Raw genomic sequence first — 21,186 nt, forward strand, 5'->3', positions numbered from 1 at the left:
GCCGACCTGAGAAGTGGTCTTAATCCTGGTATCGTCTCTGGGCAAGTCCGCATGGGTCTGCGGTTGTTTAAAACTTCTATTGACGGCAATCAAAGAACAACAGGGCGGCAATACACCCCCGCCACCATGACGATGACAAGATCGTGAAACTCCAAAATTCAGTTTGCATCTGTGCTATGCCATATTGTTGAGATTATTATTCACATTATTTAATATAATCGACATGATTTATTTTATCTTTTTTAAATTGAAAAACAATATCTCCAATTTGAATTTCTGTTGGTTGTTCTTTTACAATCATTCCCCTATTCATAAGATTTAAAACAATTCCTCGGAAATTATCTTTTGGAAAACCAATACATAATTCATTTAATACTGCAAGATTATCTAATGAGCGTTTTATTAAAAATTCCTGTTCTTTTTTTGCATAATCCAATGATATTGATTTATCAATTAGTTTAAGAAAAAGAGTCATATTTACAGAGATCGATACAAGAAAAATAATAGTATAAATGCTAGTTTTAGTAGACTCAACGCCCTGCATTAATTGCCTCCCTTGCAAATGTCTTGCAATGGTTTTGTTTAGCTAATGGGCTCCAGTTGTAAGGATCTCGCTTCGGATTATTCATCATTACTGCAACAAAATTGACTATCTTTTGATAATCAGCGTCTGAGTAGTATTCAGCACTTACAGGAAACCCTTTGCCAATTACTTTAGACAAGTATTCATACAGTTTTTTTAAAGACTCAGGGGTTGGTTTTTTATCCGGCCCTATTTTTAAATCTGGAATTGACCTTCTCTTTATTTGCCCAAAATCACTTTCATATCGTCCATACTCATAGTATCTGGTCGTCCCAGTTTTTGGATCAACAGCAACAGCACCAGCGTGGCCAAGTGGTAAATTGAAACCTAGTCCTGTGTTAACCGAATATCCATCATAATGGACAAAAATGCCATCTAATCCTTCAGGATCCACCCCATTCACCGGATCATTCGCCACATACCCATACAGATTACTATCCCCGCCGGCAAAATCAATCGGATCCTTGGCCGTCCACTTGCCGATCTCCGGCAGGTAGTCGCGATAGCCGAAGCGGATCAGCCCGGTTTCCCGGTCATGGAGGCCGCCGGCAAAGCCGAAGGGAATGGTGATCGACGGGTTGCTGTCGCTGAGGATATTGCCGAAGGAATCGTATTCGATCCGTTTGACGGTATTGCCGCCGCTGTCGACCACCAGGCGCAATGAACCGACCTGGTCGTAGGCCAGATAGTAGGTGGCGCTCCCCATCGTCATGGCGAAGGGCATCCGGTCATCGGCATATTGAAATCGCTGACGGAGATTGTCACTGCCGTCGTAGACGGCCAGCAGGGTTGTCCGTCCCGACCACAGATATTTCTCCACCGTGGTGCCGTTTACTTTTTTGGCGATCCTTCGGCCCAGCGGATCGTGGACATACGAGATGACGGTTGCATCCGGCAGAGTGACCTGCAGCAATTCTCCGGCGGTGGAATACGCATATTTCGTCGTCACCCCTCCCTCGAGCCGCGCCGCCAGATTGTCGTCGGCGTCGAACTCGTAGGTGATCGGCCCGGCGGTCAGGGTATGGTCCTCCAGGGAGTGGGTGAAGGTCCGACCGGTGATGCCCAGCTGAGCGTTCATCTGGTAGGTGCGATTGCCGTTGTTGTCATACCGGTACTCCTCGACCAGGCTGCCGTCCCTGGTGACGGTGAGCAGCCGGCCCAGCGGATCATAGCCGTATTTGAACAGGCTGCCCGACCCGGCAACGGTTTCGGTCCTGCTCACGATCCTGCCGCCGTCGTCCCGGGTGAGATCGTAGCTGTAGACGGCGCCCGCGACTTCAACGCCGAGGCCGTCCACTTCGCCGTGATCGTTGAACGTTCGACTGAGAGCGAATGCCCCATCGGTGACTTTCTCCGGCAGGCCGTTGTCGCTCTTCCTGCCGATCGTGAAACCACTGGAACCGATCAACAGGCCATCCCTGTCGTATTCCATTTCTTCGGTGGCGCCGGCGTAGATCAGGGCGGCGAGTTGAAAATCGTTGTTGTACGTCAATCCGAGCGCCCCGGCAAGGGTCCCGGTCTGGGCGATGCCGGTCACCAGACTGCCGTCATAGCTGAAATCGATGACCTCCGAGCCTCTGGTGATCGTGTCGACATTATCACCGCAGGCATACGTATAGGCGTTGACCCACTCGGGGGTTGCCGTCTCCATCAACCGACCCGAGGCATAGGTGTTGATGATCGTCCTGGCCGAGGGCAGGGTCACTTTGGCGAGCTGCCGTTCTTCGTTGTAGGCATAGCTGGTGGTGCTGCCCAAGGGGGTTATGAAGGATGAGCGGTTGTTGACGCGGTTATAACCTAAACCGTTATCGGCCGGATACGGGGTCCGGTACAGGGTCATATTGCCGTTTTTGTCATAGTCAAACTGCAGGACGGAGGTGTCGGGCCGCACCACCTTTTTCACCCGGCCGACACCGTCGTATTCGGTGAATCTGGTCACTCGCTTGAGAGGATCGGTGATGGTGGCAATGTTGCCGCTGGAATCATAGCTATACGTCGTTTTGCGGGCGCCGCTGGTGACCGCGACCAGCCTGCCGTCGGTACGGTACTCGTAGGTGGCGGCCAGCAGGCCGGGCACGGAGACGCTGACGGGCTGCAGCGTATTGGGATCATAACGGGTGGTTATGGTTCGGCCTTCCGGCGACGTGATCGTCTCGGCGGCATTGGCCACATCATGTCTGCCCGTGGTCGTGTTGCCGTTGACCGTCGTCGTTGCGGTCACCGATTCGAGCTGCCCGTCGGCATTGTCGTCTGCATAGGTCTTATCTGTGGAGATCACCCGGCTCAGCCCGGCCGGTGTGGTGGTCTTGGAGGAGTGGACAGAGGTATGGTCGAACCAGTAGTCCAGATCGCTTGAGCTTTCGACCTTCGAACCGCAACTCGAGGTGCTGGACGAGTCGAGGCCGTCAGCCGAAATGGCGGTGGTGACGACTTCGCCGGAGACAGCGGTGCTCGTGCTGTCGACCGCCCCGGTCGATCTGGTCAGTCTCTTGACCATGGAACTGGTGTTGGGGGTGGAGGTGGTGCTGGTGACCAGGCCTTCCGCAATCGCCTCCCTGGCAAATTGCCAGATACCGCCCTCCTGGTTCGTCGTCCTGTAGACCCTGCCGGCATCATCGAACAAGTGCGCGAAGCGGTTGCCATTGGGTTCATTTTTCGCCGTCAGCAGGCCATCGTTGTTGAGGTATTCAAAAGTATAGCTGTTGCCGTCGGGATAGGTCAACTCCTTGAGCTGGTTATGGTCGTCGATGGCAAGTCTGGTCCGCAGGCCATCGGCAGAGACAATCGCCGTCGGAACCCCAAACGTTCGTTCGATGGTCACCACATTCCCGAACTGATCGGTGATGGTGTCGAGCAGGCCATCGCCGTCATAACCGAATTCGAGCAGCGACACCCCGGTCTCCAGGTCATAGGTGAGACGATGCCGGCCTTCTGCCGTGATCAGGTGCCCCTGGCCATTGTTTTCGGTAAAATGGATATCCTCCTGGCTGTAGCTCTTGACGGCGACCTTGCGGACAAGGCGGTTGCCCCGATCGGGGATGACGATAAACCCGCGGGCATCGAGGCTGAGCCGATGCGGCTGCATCAGCAGGGCCCGGGTGGCGGCGCCGTCGTCGCCCGCCAGGCCCGGCTCACCCTTGCCGGCGACGGTCGAGATGTAGCCGTCGCTGCTCACCTTGCGGATGACATCGCCGTTGCCGTAGTACTGGGAAAAATAGAAATTGCCCTGGTGGTCGAAGGTGATGCCGGCGGCCTGGGTGATCCGGGCCAGGGTTGCCGGACCGCCGTCGCCGGAATAGCCGGAGATGCCGTTCCCCGCCACGGTGGTGATGGTACCGCTGGGGTTGACCTTTCGGATCCTGGTGCCGTCGGCGATATAGAGGTTGCCGTCATGGTCGACGCTGACCGAGGTCGGCCCGCTCAGATACGCCTGGCCGGCCGGTCCGCCGTCGCCATTGGAACCGTGCTCCTGCGGCTCATACTGTTCGCCGGTGCCGGCAACCGTCCTGACTGTGCCGTCGGTGGCGATCCGGCGCACCCGGTAACTGCTCTCGACGATATCGCCGCCGGTGCACACGCCGGTGACCGGGTCGACCTCGCCGCCGACACAGGACGAGGCCTCGGCAAAGTAGATGCTGCCCGAATCGTCGACGGCGATGCTCGACGGCATGATGCCGGCGGCAAGGGCCGGCCCGCCGTCACCGCTCGATTCCTGGCGGCCGTTGCCGGCGATGGTGGTGATGATGCCGTTGGTATCGATTCTGCGGATCCGGTTGATCCCCATATCGGCGACATACAGATTGCCGCGGCTATCGAAGGCGATGTCGTTGGGGATGTGCATGCGGGCATCTTTGGCGGCGATGCCATCCTCGTCGAGAGTGCCGTCGGGGCCGCCGGCGACGATCTCGATGATCCCCGTTCTGTCGATCTTGAGGATGGCGGGATGGACCTGGTTGGCCACATAGATGTTGCCCGCCGGATCGACGGCGGTGCTGACCGGGGTGCTGATCGGCGTTTCCCGTGCCGCCGCGCCGTCGGTCGCCCACCCCTCTTCCCCGGTGCCGGCGACGGTGGCGATCACCGGGGTGTCGTTTCTGATCACCGAACCGTCGCCCTTGTGCAGCGTGGTCGGGTCGGTCGGACTGAGTTTGTGATGGGCCGAGATCGACCAGCCCTGGGCCAGGCCATGTCCCTTTTCCGCCGGATTGATCGCAAGTTGGCTGCGCCGCCAGTTGATGACCTCGTCTCGGGTCGGCACCGTCGTCGGGGTGGTGCCGAACCAACCGAAGGCCATCTCCATATAACCGGAGTCCATATAGTACGAATCGTAGACATAGCCGATGCTGACCTGGGCGGTGACCCTGTGCAGGACCCTGTTGTTCAGCAGGTCCCGGCCATCCCAGACAAATTCAGCCACCTGTTTGGGGGACGGCTCCAGGGTCCTGGTAAATTTACGTCCGGCAATATCCAGTTCCACTTCGATCCGTTTGACGCTGTCCGGCACCTCTTCGCCACTCACCGGCACCGAGATCACATTGTGGTAGCCTTCGGCCCGGTCACTGGCATAGGCGAGGCTCAGACCGGTGCCGGGAATGGCGATATTCTCGTAAAATATCTGACTTGCATCGCCGACCGATGAGCCCGTAGCCGACTGCGGACAATCAGGGCAGAGTTGCTCCTGCAGACTGGCGATATTGAACCCGAGCATATTCATCAGGCTGATGAACGAGCACCAGTTGAAATCCCATGGCGAAAAATGGTCCACCTCGATTCGCCAGAATGTCGCCCCGGGCTGATAGAATTGGGGGTCGGCAAGGCCGAGGGCCTCATCGTGGAGGTTGCCGTTGCCGTTGAGATCATCGGGTGCACCATCGCCGTCGCGGTCGATCCCGTCGACCGCCCCATCGCCGTCGGTATCGAGAAGGGTCACGACCACGCCGTTGCGGGAGGCGACCCAGAGGCCCTTGTCGCGATCATAAGCGCCGACCGGTACCGCCGCCCCGACCTTGAAACCGAGAAAGTTGTCGACCCAGGTGACCACCGGCTTGTCAAATCGGACCCGGTCGACCCCGTCGATCTGCAATTCGGCGCAGTAGGTGTAAGCCGAGGTCTTCGGCAGCTCGGCCGGCATCGAGGCCGCGGTGGCATACTCGGTGGCGCGGACGTTGAAACTCCTGAGCTCGCGCACCTGCCTGCCGTCCTCATCGACGGCAAAGGCGCGGTTGTCCCCCTGGAACACCATGGTGAGGGCGCGCGGCCCCGAGCCATCGGTTACCGGAGAACTGCGATGGGTGATGATCGTGGCGGCATCGCCATCGAGTCGGACCTCGGTCACCCGGGAATCCTGCTGCAGTAGGTGGACGGTCTCGGCAATGGCGATATCGTTGACCGGTACGTAGACCTGGCGCTGGACCGGGAGGAACCCGTCACCGCTATAGACCAGGGTCAGAGTGGTTCCCCCATGAACGGGCAGCACGAATTTACCGGTGTCGTCGGTGACGGCGGTGCCGTATTCAGGATGGTCGAGGATGGTCACCGCCACGCCGCCAAGGGGAGCACCGGCGAGACGCCTCACCTCGCCGGTGGCCAGGCCGAACCGTTCCGGATCATAGCCCGCCACCGTGGCGTCGGCGGGGATCTGGTTGTTGTACAGAGCCCCGAACGAACCGGCCGGCTGGGGCTCAGGTTCGCCGGTGACCAGGACCCTGACCCGGGCATTGGCCACCCCTCCCGGACTGACGGCGGTCAGGGTATAGGTGGTCGAATATTCCGGGGCGACCAGCACCGAACCGTTCAGGGCCACTTCCCCTATCCCGTTATCGATATGGACACGCTGGGCATCGAGCGTCGTCCAGGACAGCGTTGTCGATCCGCCTTGGGGGATGGTCACCGGCGAGGCGGTAAATTCCATCGTCGGCGGCACGGCGAAATCACTGACATGCACCGTGACGCCGGCCGTCGCGGTGCCCCCTCTCCCCGTTACCGTGATGGTATAGGTGGTCGTTTCCACCGGGGCCACGGCAACCGAGCCGTTGGCCGGCAGATAGCCGATACCGTTGTCGATTGCGGCGTATTGGGCGTCGGTGGCGGTCCATACCAGCCTGGTGGTCTGTCCCGGCTGGATCGCCTGATCCCGGCTTGCGAACTCCACCGTGGGGGGATGATCGACAAACATCCCCACCTCGAAGTCCTGCTTGATATTGGCTCCCGCCATCAGTATCTGCCGGTTCAGGGTTCGGCCGTCGGGCAGGCTGACCTGGATGGTATGGTCGCCATCGGCCAGGGGCAGTGAGTAGCCGCCGGCCGACGCCGAATAGGCCTTGGCGTCACTGGTGAGATCACGGACCAGGGCATGGGCTATACCCTCGCCGGCATCATAGTTCCGATCGGCATCGGCATCGGCATAGACCACCCCCAGGAGGAAATGTCCGCCATCATTTTTCTTGCCGAAATTACAGGTGATCACCCCGCCATAGGGTGCATCTGCCTGAATGCTCCGGTGCAGATAGCCGATACCGATCTCCGTCCACTCGGCGCCGAGGATGTTGATGCGGTGACCGCGTCCCGGATAGTCAACGTCGAGAAAAAGATCATCGTGCAGTTTGAGCGAGGTCCGGAAGGGGTCCAGGGGACTGCTCGACATGGCGGCGGCGATATTTTCGCCGGTGTCCCCCACAAATCCGGCGGCCAGGCAGCGATCGGCCGGGGTGCTGCCGTCACTGCCTTCGTGGGCAAAATAGTGGTTGTCCACCATATCCTGGCTGTGGCTGCGTGCCGCCCGGGTCAACCTGTCGTTGAATGTCAGCGGCGGCAACGGCGCATCGCCGATCATTTCTTCAGGCGGCCCCTCGTTCAGATCGATGCTCAGCCGTGCCGCTTCCGATGAAGGGTTGGCCCGTGCCCGATTGATTGCCTCAAGGTGGGCCTGTTCTTCCGGGGTGGGGTCACCGTAGAGATCGTCGACGACGATGACGACACTTGCCCTGGCGGTTTTTTCCCCGCTGCCCCTGGCGCTGATGATGTATTCCGTGGTGTCGGCGGGGGATACTTGAGTTGCTCCATTGCAGGCAACCGCATCGAGACCCGGTTCGATGGCGGCGTCGCTGCAGTTTTCGCTGGTCCAGGTGAGGGTGACGGTGTCACCGGCGGCGATACGGCGTTTGTCGGCATCGATGGATACTGTCGGGATGGCAATATAGAGAATGGACGCCGTGGCGGATTTCCGCTGGCCGTACGTATCTTCGGCCTCGACGGCAAGGCTGTGTTCCCCCTCTGCCCCCAGCACAACCTCCGAGGAGAAGGAATTGCCGGTAACCGTTGCCGGCGCGCCATTGACGGTGACGGTGGCGCCCTCGGTGACCCGCCCGCTCACCTGGATCGTCGGGGTGGCGGTAACAGTGCCGGTAGCCGGGGCGGCGATCTGCAGGACCAGTTCGGGGTAAACCGTAACCGCGACACTCTCCTTCACGGTCCCACCCGGTCCTGTCGCGGTCAGGGTATAGGTGGTATCTGCAACAGGGTTGACAGCCATGTTGCCGCTGGTTGCCACCGTACCGATGTCCGGACTGATGGAGACGGTGTCGGCATTGGCGGTGGTCCAGCTCAATTGGGTCGCCTGCCCCGCCAGCACCGCCGCTGGTGCGGCCGACAAGGTTGCCGTCGGCGTGGGAGAATCGACTGTGACCGTGACATTTTTCGATACCGTGCCGCCAGGTCCCTTCGCCGTCGCGATATAGGTTGTGGTCTGAGCGGGGCTGACGGCCAGCGATCCCTGGAGCCCCACCGCCCCGATGCCCTGGTTGAAGACCACCTGGTCGGCGTTGCTGCTCGACCAGGCGAGTTGGGCCGAATCACCATTGGCGATGGCGGCGGGTTCGGCCTGGAGGGTCAGGGTCGGCGCCGGTTGCAGCACGGTGATGATCCGGCTGGCGGTGGCCGTCCCGCCGGGACCGGTGGCCGTCGCGGTGTAGGTCGTGGTGACCTCCGGGGCGACAACGGTCGAGCCGGAAGTGGCCACCGGTCCGATCCCGGGGGCGATGGTCAGGGACTCGGCAGAGCTGCTGTCCCAGCTGAGTGTTGTCGAATTGCCGCGGATGATGATGTTTTCCCCGGTCGTCAGCGTCACCGCCGGCGGCGGGTTCGCGGGAATGACGGTGATGGTGACGCTGTCCCTGGCGACCCCGCCGGGCCCGGTCGAGGTCATGGTGTAGGTGGTGGTAACCGCCGGGGTCACCGTGGTCTCGCCGCCCAGCTCCACCGCCCCGATGCCCTGATCGATGACGCAACTGGTGGCGTTGGCATAGACCCAGGTCAGCCGGACGCTTTCCCCGGCGTTTATCGTCGTGGCCGAGGCCTTGAGATCGGCCACCGGGGCGACGAACGTCACCGCGACTTTACGATAGGCAGTCCCGCCCGCCCCCACCATCATGAGGCTATAGGTCGTCGGTTTGACAGGGGTGACCGTCAGCGTCCCGTTGCAGTCGACCTCGCCCACATCCGGGGAGAGGGAGCAGGAGGTGGCCCGGGTGCTGGTCCAGGTGAGCGTAGTGCTGTCGCCGACCTTCAAGATGGCCGGGTCGGCACTCATGGTTCCGGCCGGGCCGATCGGGGAGATCGTGACGCTGCGGCTCACCGGGCCCCGCTCGTTGGTAGCGGTGACGGTATAGGTGATCGGCAGGCTTGCCGGGGTCACGGTCAGCGTGCCCTGGCCCGCCGCCGCGCCGATCCCCTGGTTGATGACCACCGTGTCGGCGCAGCCCGCACTCCAGTGCAGAGTGACGCTGCCCCCAAGATCGATCGAATAGGTCGAGGCCGAGAACGAAACGCTGGGATAATCGGGAAAAGTCACCGTTCGGGTTCTGACCCCGCCGTCCCCTGTCGCCTCCAGCGTATAGCTGCCGGCTATCGAAGGAGATACCTGCCTGGTACCGGCCAGGGGAACCTCGCCGATATCGGGACTGATGGAGGCGCTGGTCGCGCCGCTGGTCGACCACGTCAGGGTGAGGGGCTCCCCGGGAGTCATGTTGCAGGTGGGAGAAACCGAAAAATTGATGCTCGGCGGGGAGGGCGGTGGCGGCGGAGGCGGCTCGACGACATACACCGTTGCCGAATAATTCCTGCTCCCGGCGGCGTTGCTCACCTTCATGCCGTATGTCGTTGTTTCTATCGGGGTCACTACCAGTGAACCGGCTGCCGTCACCGGCCCTACCTCGTGGTCGATGACCGCTTCATTCGCGCAGTACGGGGTCCAGCGCAACGTCGTGCTCTGTCCCTTATAAATCCGGTTTGGCGAAAAATAGAACGATGCCGATGGCCCGCCGGGGACCGTTCGTTTGGTCAAGGCGGCGTCGTTGAAGGCGGTGAGGGTATAGATCGTTGGATCCGCCGGTGACGGGATGGTCAATGAGCCATTTTTCTCGACCACGCCGATGCCCGGCTCGATCAGGACGGTCGCGGCCAGGGTTGTGCTCCAACTCAGGGTTATGTCTCCGTCCGGATTCGTCCCGGAGCAGGGATCGACGGAGAACTGGGCGGTTGGCTGAGAATAGACGTAGATGCTGAAACTCTGCGTTACTTCCCCGCAACGGTCATCGGTGACCTTGACGGTGACATAATACCTCCCGCTCTGGGCCCCCGACGGCCGCCATTGGACCAGTCCGGTTGCGGAGTCGATGGTCATCCCGGCCGGCGCCTTGTCGAGGGCATAGACCAGCGGGTCGTTATCCGGATCGGTGGCCTTCACCTGATAGGCATAGGGGGTGTCCCAGTAAGCACGGTCGCCGGGGGTGGAGACGATGACCGGATAATCGATCTTGCCCGGCTCGGACTGATTCGACATCGAATGAACCGGGACTATTTCTCCCGTTTCGCCATTGAGATCGAAGACGTGCCATACATTGCCGTAGCCGGGCGGGACGGTGAAGACGAGCGGTTCATGGTTGCCGGCATACACCTTGACCTGGGCGCCGGAAAGCGACAGCCAGCGGCTGTTGGTGGTGCGGTTGGTGAAGTCGTGGACGTAGTAGCGGTAGGTCCCCGAAACCTTGTCGGTGATGGTTATGGTCTCGGGACCGAAACCGTTGCGGTCATCGAGATCGAGATTGGCGGTCGGAATCGTTTTGTTGAAATAATAACAGTGGTACCTGCAGCCGACGTCATTCGGCTGGGTGAGATGGGCCTCGAGATCGGCCGGACTCTGGTTCCAGGTGAGGACGATGCGGATCTCGTTGTCGGCAAGGACCGGTGACAGCACCAGGTCCTGATCCGCCAGCTCGACATGCTCCCCGAGGACCACCGTTTTGCTGTTGTCGATATAGCCCTGGTGCGCGGCCGCGATGTGATACGTTCCAGCGGCCAGCCCGGTAAAGAGAAAGGTCCCGTCCGCATCCGCTCGGGCAGTGGCCACGGCGGTACCGGGGGTTCCGTCCTGATCCGGACGAAGAACAACTTGAACATCGCTGAGACCGGCACCACTGACGGCATCGATGACCTTGCCGGCAATCGAGCCTTGTCCGGCCGGCGTCTCCTGACAGAGGGTGAGCTCGGCCGAGACCAGGTTGTTGAGTTCATCCACTTCTGCATACTGACCGACACCGGAGCCGTCATCGTCGACCCTGGCAAAAATTGACACCTCTCCGGTCGGGGGATTGCTCCAGCGATAGGTGACCGTCTCAGTCCCCGTCGGCGGCAGGATCTCCCGGCTGTCTCCCGTCCCTATGAGTTGTCCCCCGGCTTCCGGATCGCCGTTGTACAACGCCACATGGACCCCGGCCGGGATTTCGGCCTCCCCCTGGTTGGTGATCTCAACAGATAGATCGATATATTCCGGGCAGTTGGAGATATCAGCGGCGATATCGGCAACCAGCAGATCGTGCAGCGGATCGGCGATGGTCTGGAGGATTTCAATCGAAATATACGAGCCGGGTTTGCTTTCGAGTTCCACCCGAATTTCATTTTCGGCACTCAAGGCAACGGGCGCTTCGAGGATAGAGGTCTGGTGCTTGAAATCATCATGGGTAAAGAGGACGGCGCCGTTGAGGCTGACCACGGCGGAGGTGACGCGATCGTCGGCATTTGATTTCTGCCCTTCAAGGCCATTGCGGATGATGATCCACGCCTCGCCCGGTTCGGCGGCAAAGGTGTCCTGGTAGACATTGGGCGCCCCGGTGGTCCGGACATATTTTTTCGGGCCAAAGGCGCTGATCTCGCTCGAGTTTGCGGCGGTTCCGGCCAGGATACCACCCACCAGCGCCACCAGGACGCCGAGATAACGGAAAAGACCTGTTCTTGTCACCGCTTCCTCCCTTCCAGTCCTTCTTAAAGAGTATCCGTAACGTCTCGTATATCCGTCATTATCCGGACAGGTACCGATCTTCGGCTACCTTTTCCTGCCGCCGTTGACGGCTGGCGGCCCGGGCGGCGCAGCCGGGACCGGCAGCACATTCCGCGAACAGCCCGCCTATCATACCCTGGGAGGATGACATTCTCCTGACAGGTCCCCGCTCAGCCATCCCGACATATAATGGTATAATTGGGGTCATCCATGATAAGTATTGTCAATGGGAAAACGGAGGTTTCCCGTCTCGCCCAGGAATGAGTCTGCTCCCGTCTTGCCGCTGCCCCGATCTTGGCTACACCTCGGTGGGAGCGGAAGTGGGAGGGCCGTTCCGAGAATGGGCCAAAGTGTAGCTCGTCGGAGGAATGGCCCTCCCACTGGAGCGGGTTGCGAGCTCAACTCAATGCCTTGCGCATTTTCAAACACCCTGCCGCAACTCGATCTTTTTCTTCTTGTCCAATGAGTCAGCGTAAACACGCGACCAGACATCCATTTGCTGCATTCGAGACCGGATACGGTTCATATTACCCTGTATCCTCATCGACCTCGGCAGAAGATTGAGTGTGGGTCAACCCACCGGCCTCGAAACAGAGTATAAGCTGCATTGCATCCTTTGCATGCAGAGACCCCAATTCGGCGAGGACCGGCGGGAAGATCGTGGTTTTTGGTAGAGCGTATGCTACATTTTTCCTAAGCCGCTTTTTGTTCCTCGCGGAAGACGAAGTTGGTTTCGCCTTTGTCAACCGCCATCATGTAGGCGACCAGTCGTCTGGCCACCGCAAGTGTGGCTCGGTTCCGGTTGCCTCTGTTCAATTCCCGCTGATGGATGTCAGCCAGTTGTGGGTTCCAGCGCGGGGCTAATTTTGCCGCCTCGACCAGAATGCTCTGGAGATGTTTGTTGCGCTTTTTGGAGATCGGACCCCGCTGTTGCTTGCCGGCGGATTCCCGTTGCGCACTGCACAGCCCGCAGTAACTGATGGCCTGGCGAATTGAGCCAAATCGAGAAACAGGCCCGATTTCCAAAACCCAGGTCAGCGCCGTAACCTCGCCGACCCCGGCAATGGTTATCAAGCGGGTAACCCTTTCCTGGATTAGTGGATTAGTCCGCAAGGCTTGGATCAGCCGTTTCTGGAACGTCTGGAACATCTCAATCCCGGCACGACTCAAAATCAGGAGTTCCTTGACCGAAGGCGGTATCTCGTCAAGCCGGTGCAGCAGTTCATGGAAATATTTCTTGCCACGCAGGCGGTTCTTGCTGTAGCCGGCCCCAACTTCCATCAACAGGCCGGACATTTTGTTGTGCATGTTGACTGCGGTCCGCACCAGGTGATTGCGATACCGTAGAATCCGCCGCAACTCCCTGATTTCTTGCGGGAGCATGGCACATTCCGGCAACAAGTCGACCCGCAGAAGATCGGCGATCTTCTCCGCATCGGCCTGGTCATTTTTCTTCTTGGCCGCAGTGATGGCTTTGAGCATCTCGGGGTGGGCCACCTTCAGCGCCAGAGCATGGGGCGCGAGAAAATCATACACCCAGCCAGTGAAGATGGTGGCCTCCATCGCTCCGATCCATGGACCGGGTAGGCGCTGCGCCCATGCACTCAACGATACCCTGTCTGCGGAAACCATCCCTTGATCGACCAGGCGACCGTCAATAGTTTTGATGCAGTAGGCAATCATCTTCTTGTGGATATCCAACCCGATAAAGTAACATGCGCTCATAGAAACCTCCCTGTGGTGTATTTTGGGCGAGCTGGTTCTCGACCCAACAGTTGTTAAACATTATATACCCACATGGAGGTTTCTTCCGTTCTTGGGGCTTATGCATTCAAACAGAGTAAATTTATAATTGGGGTCAGAGTAAATTTAAACGTTGCGCCACAGCCACGACAGGTTAGGTTGATCCTATCAAACAACAGCACCCCTTTGACAAAGCAATACCCATGGTCCGTTTACCAAGAATCTCACCGGTCGATGTTCCGGTTCATATCATTCAGCGCGGCAATAATCGCCAGGTTTGATTCGCTGCGGAAGAAGACTATGGGGCATATATCGGCTGGCTCACTGAATACGCAAAAAAATATATGGTGGATGTGTCCACGCCTGGGTGATGATGTCCAACCATGTTCATCTGTTATGCACTCCTCGGCGGAGAGGTGCACTGAGCCTAATGATGCAGTCGCTGGGGCGTCGATATGTGCGCTACTTCAATCATGAATACCAGCGAAGCGGGACACTGTGGGAAGGCCGCTACAAATCCTGCCTGATTCAGGAGGATCTCTACTTGCTGGAAGTCTACAGATATATGGAGCTCAATCCGGTCAGGGCAGAGATGGTTGCAGCCCCCGGCGATTATCGTTGGTCAAGTTATCAAGTCAATGCTTTGGGGTGCAGATCCGGCCTCTGCACCCCACATTCGGTTTACCTTGCTTTGGGGGGGTGGACACTGTAGAGAGAAGAAAGAATTATCGTGCCCTGTTTAAGCGGAACGTTGAAGGCGAGGTGCTGACGGAAATACGGGCGAATACGAATAAGGGGCTGGCGCTTGGCAACGATCGCTTCAAAGAAGAAATCGAGACGTTAACCGGCAGGAGGGTAAAGGCGAAGAAACGGGGCCGCCCTGTGGGGTGGCGGAAAATAGATTAAAGGGGGTAGTCGGTTAGCTCCTCTCCCCTTGACTTCGGCTCCAATTATAGCCGAAAGTCACGTCAGCTTCAGTCACCGGCGGGGTGACCACGGTTTGCTCCATAAGCCGACGAAATACAAGCCCCCGGCTGCGGGATGTACGGCGGTTGAAGCGAAATGTAAATTCTTCCAAGTAGGCCTGGAGATGACCGGGTACAAAAGATCCCTGATGAGTTCCCAAAATCCAGCGTTTGAGGAGGCTTGCTACACGATGCACACCTGGCATCGAAACATGCGCAGGGTCATCCGATGAGGAAAGCACAGTCCTTTCATGTACGTACTCGTGCTTGAACAATCCATTGTATCCTTTCCAGCCGTCTGTGCGAACAGTTGCCTTCTCGGCTACAACGTCACTGATGAAAGGCTGGAGATAAGCAAAAGAGGCTTCTGGAATATGACGCATTCTAATTCGCCCAAAACCTTTAGGTTTCTTGATCTCGACAGCTATCACAACAATAGACTTAGTGGCTCCGCGGCCGCGCTTGCCGCCCTGCACGACGCCACCAAGGAGTGCCTCGTCAACTTCGACAATACCCGACAACTGCCCCCGCTCACTACGCACCATCGATACCCGGTATCGTTGGAGAATCGCCCAAGCCGTCCGGTAACTGGTACCCAGGCTAAAAGGGGTCAGAGTAAAATTAATCCTTCTCCTTCCGCCACCCCACAGGGCGGCCCCGTTTCTTCGCTTTTACCCTTCTGCCGGTTAACGCCTCGATTTCTTCTTTGAATCGATCGTTGCCAAGTGCCAGCCCTTTATTCGTATTCCCCCGTATTTGTGTCAGCAACTCGCCTTCAACGTGCCGCTCAAAAAGGGTGCGATAATTCTTCCTTCTCTCTACGGCGTTTACACCCAAAGCAAGGAAAGCCGAATGTGGAGTGCATAATTCGGATCTGTGCCCCAGGGCATTGACTTGGTAACTTGACCAACGATAGTCGCCGGGGTCCGCAACCATTTCGGCCCTGACCGGATTGAGCTCCATATATCTGTAGACTTCCAGCAAGTAGAGATCCTCCTGAATCAGGCAGGATTTGTAGCGGCCTTCCCACAGTGTCCCGCTTCGCTGGTACTGATGGTTGAAGTAGCGAACATAACGACGACCCAGCGACTGCATCATCAGGCTTACCGAACCTTCTCGCCGGGGGGTGCATAACAGATGCACATGATTGGACATCATAACCCATGCATGGACCTCGACCATATATTTCTTGGCGTATTCAGTGAGCCAGACGATATATGCGCCATAGTCCTCTCCGGCGGCAAAGCAGACCTGACGATTATTGCCACGCTGGATGATATGGATCGGAACGTCTGCTGGAGCGATTCTTGGTAGTCTGGCCATGGCTTCTGTACATCGTATAGGATACTTTCGTTTGATAGGCGCAATCTAATTTGTCGTGTGAGGTAATGCAACATTTAAATATACTCTGACCCCAATTATTTAAATATACTCTGACCCCAATTACGCCTTACGCTTTTTTCGAGGGTCCCGGATGTGTTGGATTGAGACAGCTTTTTTTAATGATGATGGCTGAAACGACGTATCGGGAGGGCTCCATCAAAATAATAACTTGCCTTCAGGTGCGATCCTCCGATATATTTCATGCACTTCCCGTGGGCGATTAACTCAGTGGGAGAGTGCCACCTTCACACGGTGGAAGTCACAGGTTCAAATCCTGCATCGCCCACCAAATGAATTGCCCGGGGGTTCCTGATTCTTCAGGAACCCCTTTTTTATTGAGTGAGGATATATCAAGTCAGATAGAAGGAATGCAGATTCGGAATAGCATATTCAAGAGACCACCGAATGGCGGTCAGTCAACCTTGTTCCTATCGGTTCTGGTGGAGAAGACCAGCGACTTCCTGCAGAAACCCTTCAATCTGTATACTGCCGATCAATTCCGGTATTTCCTTTAACGGGCGAGTGTCGGCTTTATGCAGCATTTTTTCACGGCATTTCTGCTGAGCACTATATTTCGCCTGCCAGAATGGGTGGTCCTGACAAAACTCTGCCGGTAATACCTTGTTGAGGATAAAACCCTGCACTTCAATCCCGAAATCATCAAAGGAGTCTGCTATATTAGAGGCCTGCTGAATTGCCAGGTGTTCCGGGTTGGCAACCACCCACGCACAGGTATCGGTTCGCAGAAGCTCGATTATCCGTTCCGTCAACGAACGCCACCTGTTGATCAGCGCCAGCGGATCGACGTTGTTGAATACCTTTTTCACCTTGAAGTAGAGCTTATGGGCCTGGGTCAGGTGAGAGTAAAACATCTGCTGGATAAACAGCAGGTTCAACGTGGTGACGGTGGGAGCAGTATCCCAGACTATCGTCGGATAATCCCCGGACTCGGCCATCGTCAGGAGATAGTCGAGCATGAACTCATCCTCGATTCCCGGAGCCCCTTCGAGGTAGTCGATAATCTCCCGTCCCACCGGCAGAAAAGAGGATAAAACCGTGTAGATATCATCAGCAAATTTCTCCCGCCACAGATCCAGGACCAGCTTTCGGCTCAACTCCACCGCATCGAGATTGGGAGCCACGGTATGGACCTTGCTGTTGAGGGGGCGGGAGAAGATTTCACTCAACGAGCCGGAAGGGTCGGTTGAAATGAGCAGGGTTTTCCCGACGCCGGCGTGGTGGAGAGCTGTCGCCACCGACATGGTTGTCTTGCCGACTCCGCCCTTACCGGTAAACATTATAATTTTGGTCACTGTTGAAATCCGAAAGCAGAGTTATGAATCCGTAAGATGCCGATCGTCCACAAAATCTGGAATCAGAAAATATTTTGCTTTATTTACTGATCCTTACCATTCTACCATGGGAGGTCGCTCGCGACAAGATGACGTCAAATCGGCGATGGACAATGGGACCTGAGGTTCTGGTAGAAGGATTACGACAAAATCTTGACGCCGATAGAGATAGCCCTCTTTGCGGACCTGCGGGGAGCCTCCTAGGGATTTCCGGTCATATTCCCGGTTTCACGGGGATGACTGGAGATATAGTCCCGGCGCCTTGTGCCAAACTCCCGAAGGTGCTGCTCGATCGTTTCGCCGGATAAATCGACGCCGAAGTCATCCCTCTCATCCTGCCGACCCTCGCGAAACAATCGCTCAAGTATCATCTGCCCGACTTCACTGCGATAATGCGACTGCTCCCAGTAGTACTGCATGTTCTCCTGACCGGTGGCCTGCGGGATCTCTTCGGTGGTTATCCGATTGAAACCGGAAAAATCGACCGGGCGAATATCGCATCCCTCTCGCCTGCGGGCATCGATCACCGTCGTCAGCGATCTTTTCCAGTCGTCGACTTCCTGCCGGCGTTTTGCCCAATACGACAGTTCGGCCAGGGCATGGACGGGTTGAACAAAGAAGCGGAACACGGTACCCCTCCGGCAGTAATCGTCCGTGACCTGATCCAGGAGCTGGATAGCAGCTGGAACGTCGGGCGGGCGTCCAAGCGGCGACGTTTTCTTGAGCACTTTCTCAAACGCCTTGGCCGTTCCCCCTGCATCGTGCATGATATACTCCATACATTGCGAGGGCTTCTGCCCGTAGGTGGCGAGCAGTGACGGGCATTTCCGTTCCGAGTCACCGGAGAGGATCTGCACCGCATCTCCAGCCATTGCCAGGGAAATCGAGCGTCTGAGGTTCAGCAGCGTCCGCCGCAGGGGATACGACGGCACCGTCGCCACCAGCGCCGGGATGAAATCGCTATTGCCGTTTTTTTCTCTGAACTGCCAGCCGTAATCGAGCCCCCAGACGACGATTTCCGGCCGGTAAAACACGCTGGTATGGCGCAGCATGTTGATGGCGTCACCGAACGACGCCCCGGCCAGCGCCAGGTTGAAAACCCGTTTGCCGGCAAAGATCGGGGAATCGGGCGGCAAGCCGATTTCCGTCCGGGAACTGCCGAGGTACACCACCTCGGGACGATAACGGAACGCCGCATAGGTTTTGCCCCAGGGCACGATCTTCTGCTACGTCGGGCTCAGTCGATGAATCGGCTGGGTGTCCCATTGATGGATGAGGTACGGATCGACCACGTAGTTGAGCGTTACAACGGCGCTCAGCACGGCCAGCGCCGTCAGCCCCATCGCCCGGAAATAGCGCTTCAGTCCGGCGGATACGGGCGGGTTCATCTTCTCGTCAGAATTGGGCATAAATGAAGTCGTCGGCCTTGTCGATGCTCAAGAGGCAAAGCGTCAGCAGGAGGCCGATCGCGACCCCCCAGCGAAGATTGGGGGACCAGTCGGCCCGAACCAGTGAAAATGCAGCCGGCGCCCTGGCCTCGCCATTGTCGGCGGCGAGAAAAAGCTCGTTGGTATTCGGCATCCACCAGGCGATGACCGCGGCGGCGATCAGAAGACCATAGGCCGGCCAGGCAAGCTCGGTGACCGGGGACATGCCGTGCAGGCCTGCCAGGCCGGCCAGCACCGTCAAGGCCGAGGCCAGATCCGGGGCGCGGAAAAAGACCCAGGCGACCATAACGGCGACAAAGGTCAGAACCCGGCTTACTGCCGCCGCCACCGCCGAGGGCTGGGACGCCCGGTTGCGCCGCAGATGTTTCCAGCCATGCTGAATGCAGAGATACAGACCATGAAGCCCGCCCCAGATCACGAACGTCCAGTTGGCCCCATGCCACAGGCCGCCCAGGAGCATGGTGAGCATGAGATTGCGGTAACGGACCAGCTGCCCCCGACGGTTGCCGCCAAGCGAGATATAAAGGTAATTCTTGAGAAATTGTGACAGGGACATATGCCATCGCTGCCAGAAATCACTGACGCTGACGGCCTTGTAGGGCGAATTGAAATTGATGGGGATTTTGAAACCGAGCAGTCGCGAGGCCCCGATGGCCATATCCGAGTAGCCGGAAAAATCGAAGTACAGCTGCAGGGTGTAGGCCAGCGCCCCCAGCCAGGCCTGGAGCAATTGCGGGTCGGCTACGGCCACAACCGGGTTCATCGCCGTTCCGAGGTTGTCGGCAAGCAGGAGTTTCTTGCCCAGGCCGAAGATGACGATGGAAATTCCAATGGCAAAATTGTCACCGTTGATCCGGAATCCTCGGGTGTCGGTGAATTGCGGCAGCAGTTCCTGGTGCCGCAGGATCGGACCGGCGATGATATAGGGGAAGTATGACGCAAAGAGACAGTAATGGGTGAACTTCATCGGCTGAACCTTGCCGTGATAGGCATCGACCAGCACTGCAATCTGGGTGAACGTGAAAAACGATATCCCGACGGGGAGGAGGATGTTGAGCAGGAAGATACATATGAAGGAAAGAGAATGAAAAACCATACACGCCCTGGATCATATAAAAAGGGGACAGTAAGCATACATTGTACAGCCAAAGGCACGCTTGAGCTCGATGAGATTCCCCGGATAATAGGTGTAGCCAGCATCGGCGACAAACACTGACTGACGATTATGTCCGCGCTGCACTATAAGATGCGGGGTGTATGGAAGGCCTCTCCCGACTGTTCGCGGCATAGAGATTTTAGAGTCAATTGCCTGTCAGCCGGCAAAAAAAAATGGATCTGTCCACTTTTCCGGTCGTGGTCCACCGCAACTACCACCTCCAACCGCTGTTGAACTGAGTCTACAAAGCAGGGCTTACGTTGAAAGTCGGCGAGACTCTCGCTTCTTTTTGCATCACGACGACACTTCGAACAAAAATCAAGATCCAAACGCAGCCACTTTTTATAATGGATTCGAAGCGTTTCTTAAATACTTTGTGCAGCAAGGCACATCTCGAAACGTGTCAGCCCTGCACCAGGGACTCGTATCATATGAAGTTCTTCCAGAATTGCATACCCCTTCATTTTGGACAATACGCAGAAAATGGATGTCAGGCGCCTAGCAAATTTTCCGAGATTATCTGACAATATTTTGGTACATTACGTAAATTTCTCAGACCGGCAAGGCAACGAGCCTGGGTTTGTCGGTACAGGAAAGCATCCAACACTCCGTACAAGTCGGGATGGTATACAGATCAGCAGAATTACTTGTCCCGTCGGCTTGCACCGGGACAAGGCACTTCGCCAGTCGGTTGTTTCGTCAAGCTTTCAGCTTGCCGTCCGCCCCGCTGGTGAGCGCCGAGATGAACTCTCTTGATGAATGCCTGACTGCACGAAATTAAAATGCCCTTGAAATAAACCGCATGATTGATAAAGACAAAAACGCATCAATACTACTGTTTTTGCCGCCTTTGTTTATAGCTATTGCCGGTGGTATATATTTTGGCCTATTTTCATGTGGTGGTTTCCTTTGGAAGCAGCAGTTTTTCACAATTTTATTTACGGCATCTTTGTTGCTTTTCTTCGTTTTTCCATTTTCAACCATAAAAGCTTTTGCAATTCGGCTTGTCGTCGGAGATATCGTAATTTCAATCTTTATTGTAACAAGGGCCGGCGCTTCTGTTTTTTACCCAGGTACGCCAAATTCATGGACCGAATTTGTAATTAGTTTCCTGAATGGTTTAATGCATGGTCCATGCTAATACCATTTAAACCAATGAATGAATTTCCATCGAAATATCGCATCAAAAGATAAACGAAATTATTTGAGTTAACCAATCGTTTC

Annotated in this window: 9 protein-coding genes, 1 tRNA gene and 2 pseudogenes; 3 read left to right on the plus strand and 9 right to left on the minus strand. The window is 57.0% G+C overall.

Annotation, left to right across the window (positions count from 1 at the left end; all coding sequences use genetic code 11):
- Positions 1-205 precede the first annotated feature (205 nt).
- The 3 genes from ACWGKN_RS12405 to ACWGKN_RS12415 form a co-directional block, all read right to left on the minus strand.
- Positions 206-544, minus strand: a complete 339-nt coding sequence (locus tag ACWGKN_RS12405; protein WP_452095360.1) for a hypothetical protein — start codon at positions 542-544, stop codon at positions 206-208.
- Positions 531-11,876: an NHL domain-containing protein gene (locus ACWGKN_RS12410; protein WP_452095361.1), complete on the minus strand. Its 11,346-nt coding sequence runs from the start codon at positions 11,874-11,876 to the stop codon at positions 531-533. The genes ACWGKN_RS12405 and ACWGKN_RS12410 overlap by 14 nt, the downstream gene beginning before the upstream one ends.
- Before the next feature lie 732 nt (positions 11,877-12,608).
- Complete coding sequence (locus tag ACWGKN_RS12415; RefSeq protein ID WP_452095362.1) at positions 12,609-13,640, minus strand: IS110 family transposase; 1,032 nt, start codon at positions 13,638-13,640, stop codon at positions 12,609-12,611.
- Positions 13,641-14,002: 362 nt separating this feature from the next.
- On the opposite strand from ACWGKN_RS12415, the pseudogene ACWGKN_RS12420 reads away from it, so the two are divergent.
- A pseudogene (locus tag ACWGKN_RS12420) lies at positions 14,003-14,564 on the plus strand (transposase).
- 13 nt (positions 14,565-14,577) lie between these two features.
- Here ACWGKN_RS12420 and ACWGKN_RS12425 read toward each other — a convergent pair.
- A pseudogene (locus ACWGKN_RS12425) lies at positions 14,578-15,225 on the minus strand (IS1595 family transposase); the annotation flags it as partial.
- Positions 15,226-15,244: 19 nt separating this feature from the next.
- Positions 15,245-15,946, minus strand: a complete 702-nt coding sequence (locus ACWGKN_RS12430; protein ID WP_452095363.1) for a transposase — start codon at positions 15,944-15,946, stop codon at positions 15,245-15,247.
- Positions 15,947-16,220: 274 nt separating this feature from the next.
- On the opposite strand from ACWGKN_RS12430, the gene ACWGKN_RS12435 reads away from it, so the two are divergent.
- Positions 16,221-16,295, plus strand: a tRNA-Val gene (locus ACWGKN_RS12435).
- Positions 16,296-16,434: 139 nt separating this feature from the next.
- Here ACWGKN_RS12435 and ACWGKN_RS12440 read toward each other — a convergent pair.
- The 4 genes from ACWGKN_RS12440 to ACWGKN_RS12455 form a co-directional block, all read right to left on the minus strand.
- Entirely contained in the window at positions 16,435-17,319 is an 885-nt protein-coding gene (locus ACWGKN_RS12440; RefSeq protein ID WP_052159687.1) for an ArsA family ATPase, read from the minus strand.
- 239 nt (positions 17,320-17,558) lie between these two features.
- Positions 17,559-18,575, minus strand: coding sequence for a hypothetical protein (locus ACWGKN_RS12445; RefSeq protein ID WP_452095364.1), 1,017 nt, complete (start codon positions 18,573-18,575; stop codon positions 17,559-17,561).
- 9 nt (positions 18,576-18,584) lie between these two features.
- A complete protein-coding gene (locus tag ACWGKN_RS12450; protein WP_452095365.1) occupies positions 18,585-18,767 on the minus strand; it encodes a hypothetical protein in 183 nt (60 codons plus the stop codon).
- Positions 18,754-19,902, minus strand: a complete 1,149-nt coding sequence (locus ACWGKN_RS12455; RefSeq protein ID WP_452095366.1) for an MBOAT family O-acyltransferase — start codon at positions 19,900-19,902, stop codon at positions 18,754-18,756. The genes ACWGKN_RS12450 and ACWGKN_RS12455 overlap by 14 nt, the downstream gene beginning before the upstream one ends.
- An 862-nt stretch (positions 19,903-20,764) precedes the next feature.
- On the opposite strand from ACWGKN_RS12455, the gene ACWGKN_RS12460 reads away from it, so the two are divergent.
- Positions 20,765-21,103 carry a hypothetical protein gene (locus ACWGKN_RS12460; protein ID WP_452095367.1) on the plus strand — a complete coding sequence of 113 codons (339 nt, stop codon included), beginning with the start codon at positions 20,765-20,767 and terminating at the stop codon, positions 21,101-21,103.
- The last annotated feature ends 83 nt before the right edge of the window (positions 21,104-21,186 follow it).

The organism is Desulfoprunum sp. (assembly GCF_053613775.1).

Coding starts and splice junctions, on each gene's coding strand:
- ACWGKN_RS12405 (WP_452095360.1), bottom strand. CDS start 544: ATGCAGGGCGTTGAGTCTACTAAAACTAGCATTTATACTATTATTTTT.
- ACWGKN_RS12415 (WP_452095362.1), bottom strand. CDS start 13,640: ATGAGCGCATGTTACTTTATCGGGTTGGATATCCACAAGAAGATGATT.
- ACWGKN_RS12430 (WP_452095363.1), bottom strand. CDS start 15,946: ATGGCCAGACTACCAAGAATCGCTCCAGCAGACGTTCCGATCCATATC.
- ACWGKN_RS12450 (WP_452095365.1), bottom strand. CDS start 18,767: ATGCCCAATTCTGACGAGAAGATGAACCCGCCCGTATCCGCCGGACTG.
- ACWGKN_RS12455 (WP_452095366.1), bottom strand. CDS start 19,902: ATGGTTTTTCATTCTCTTTCCTTCATATGTATCTTCCTGCTCAACATC.
- ACWGKN_RS12460 (WP_452095367.1), top strand. CDS start 20,765: ATGATTGATAAAGACAAAAACGCATCAATACTACTGTTTTTGCCGCCT.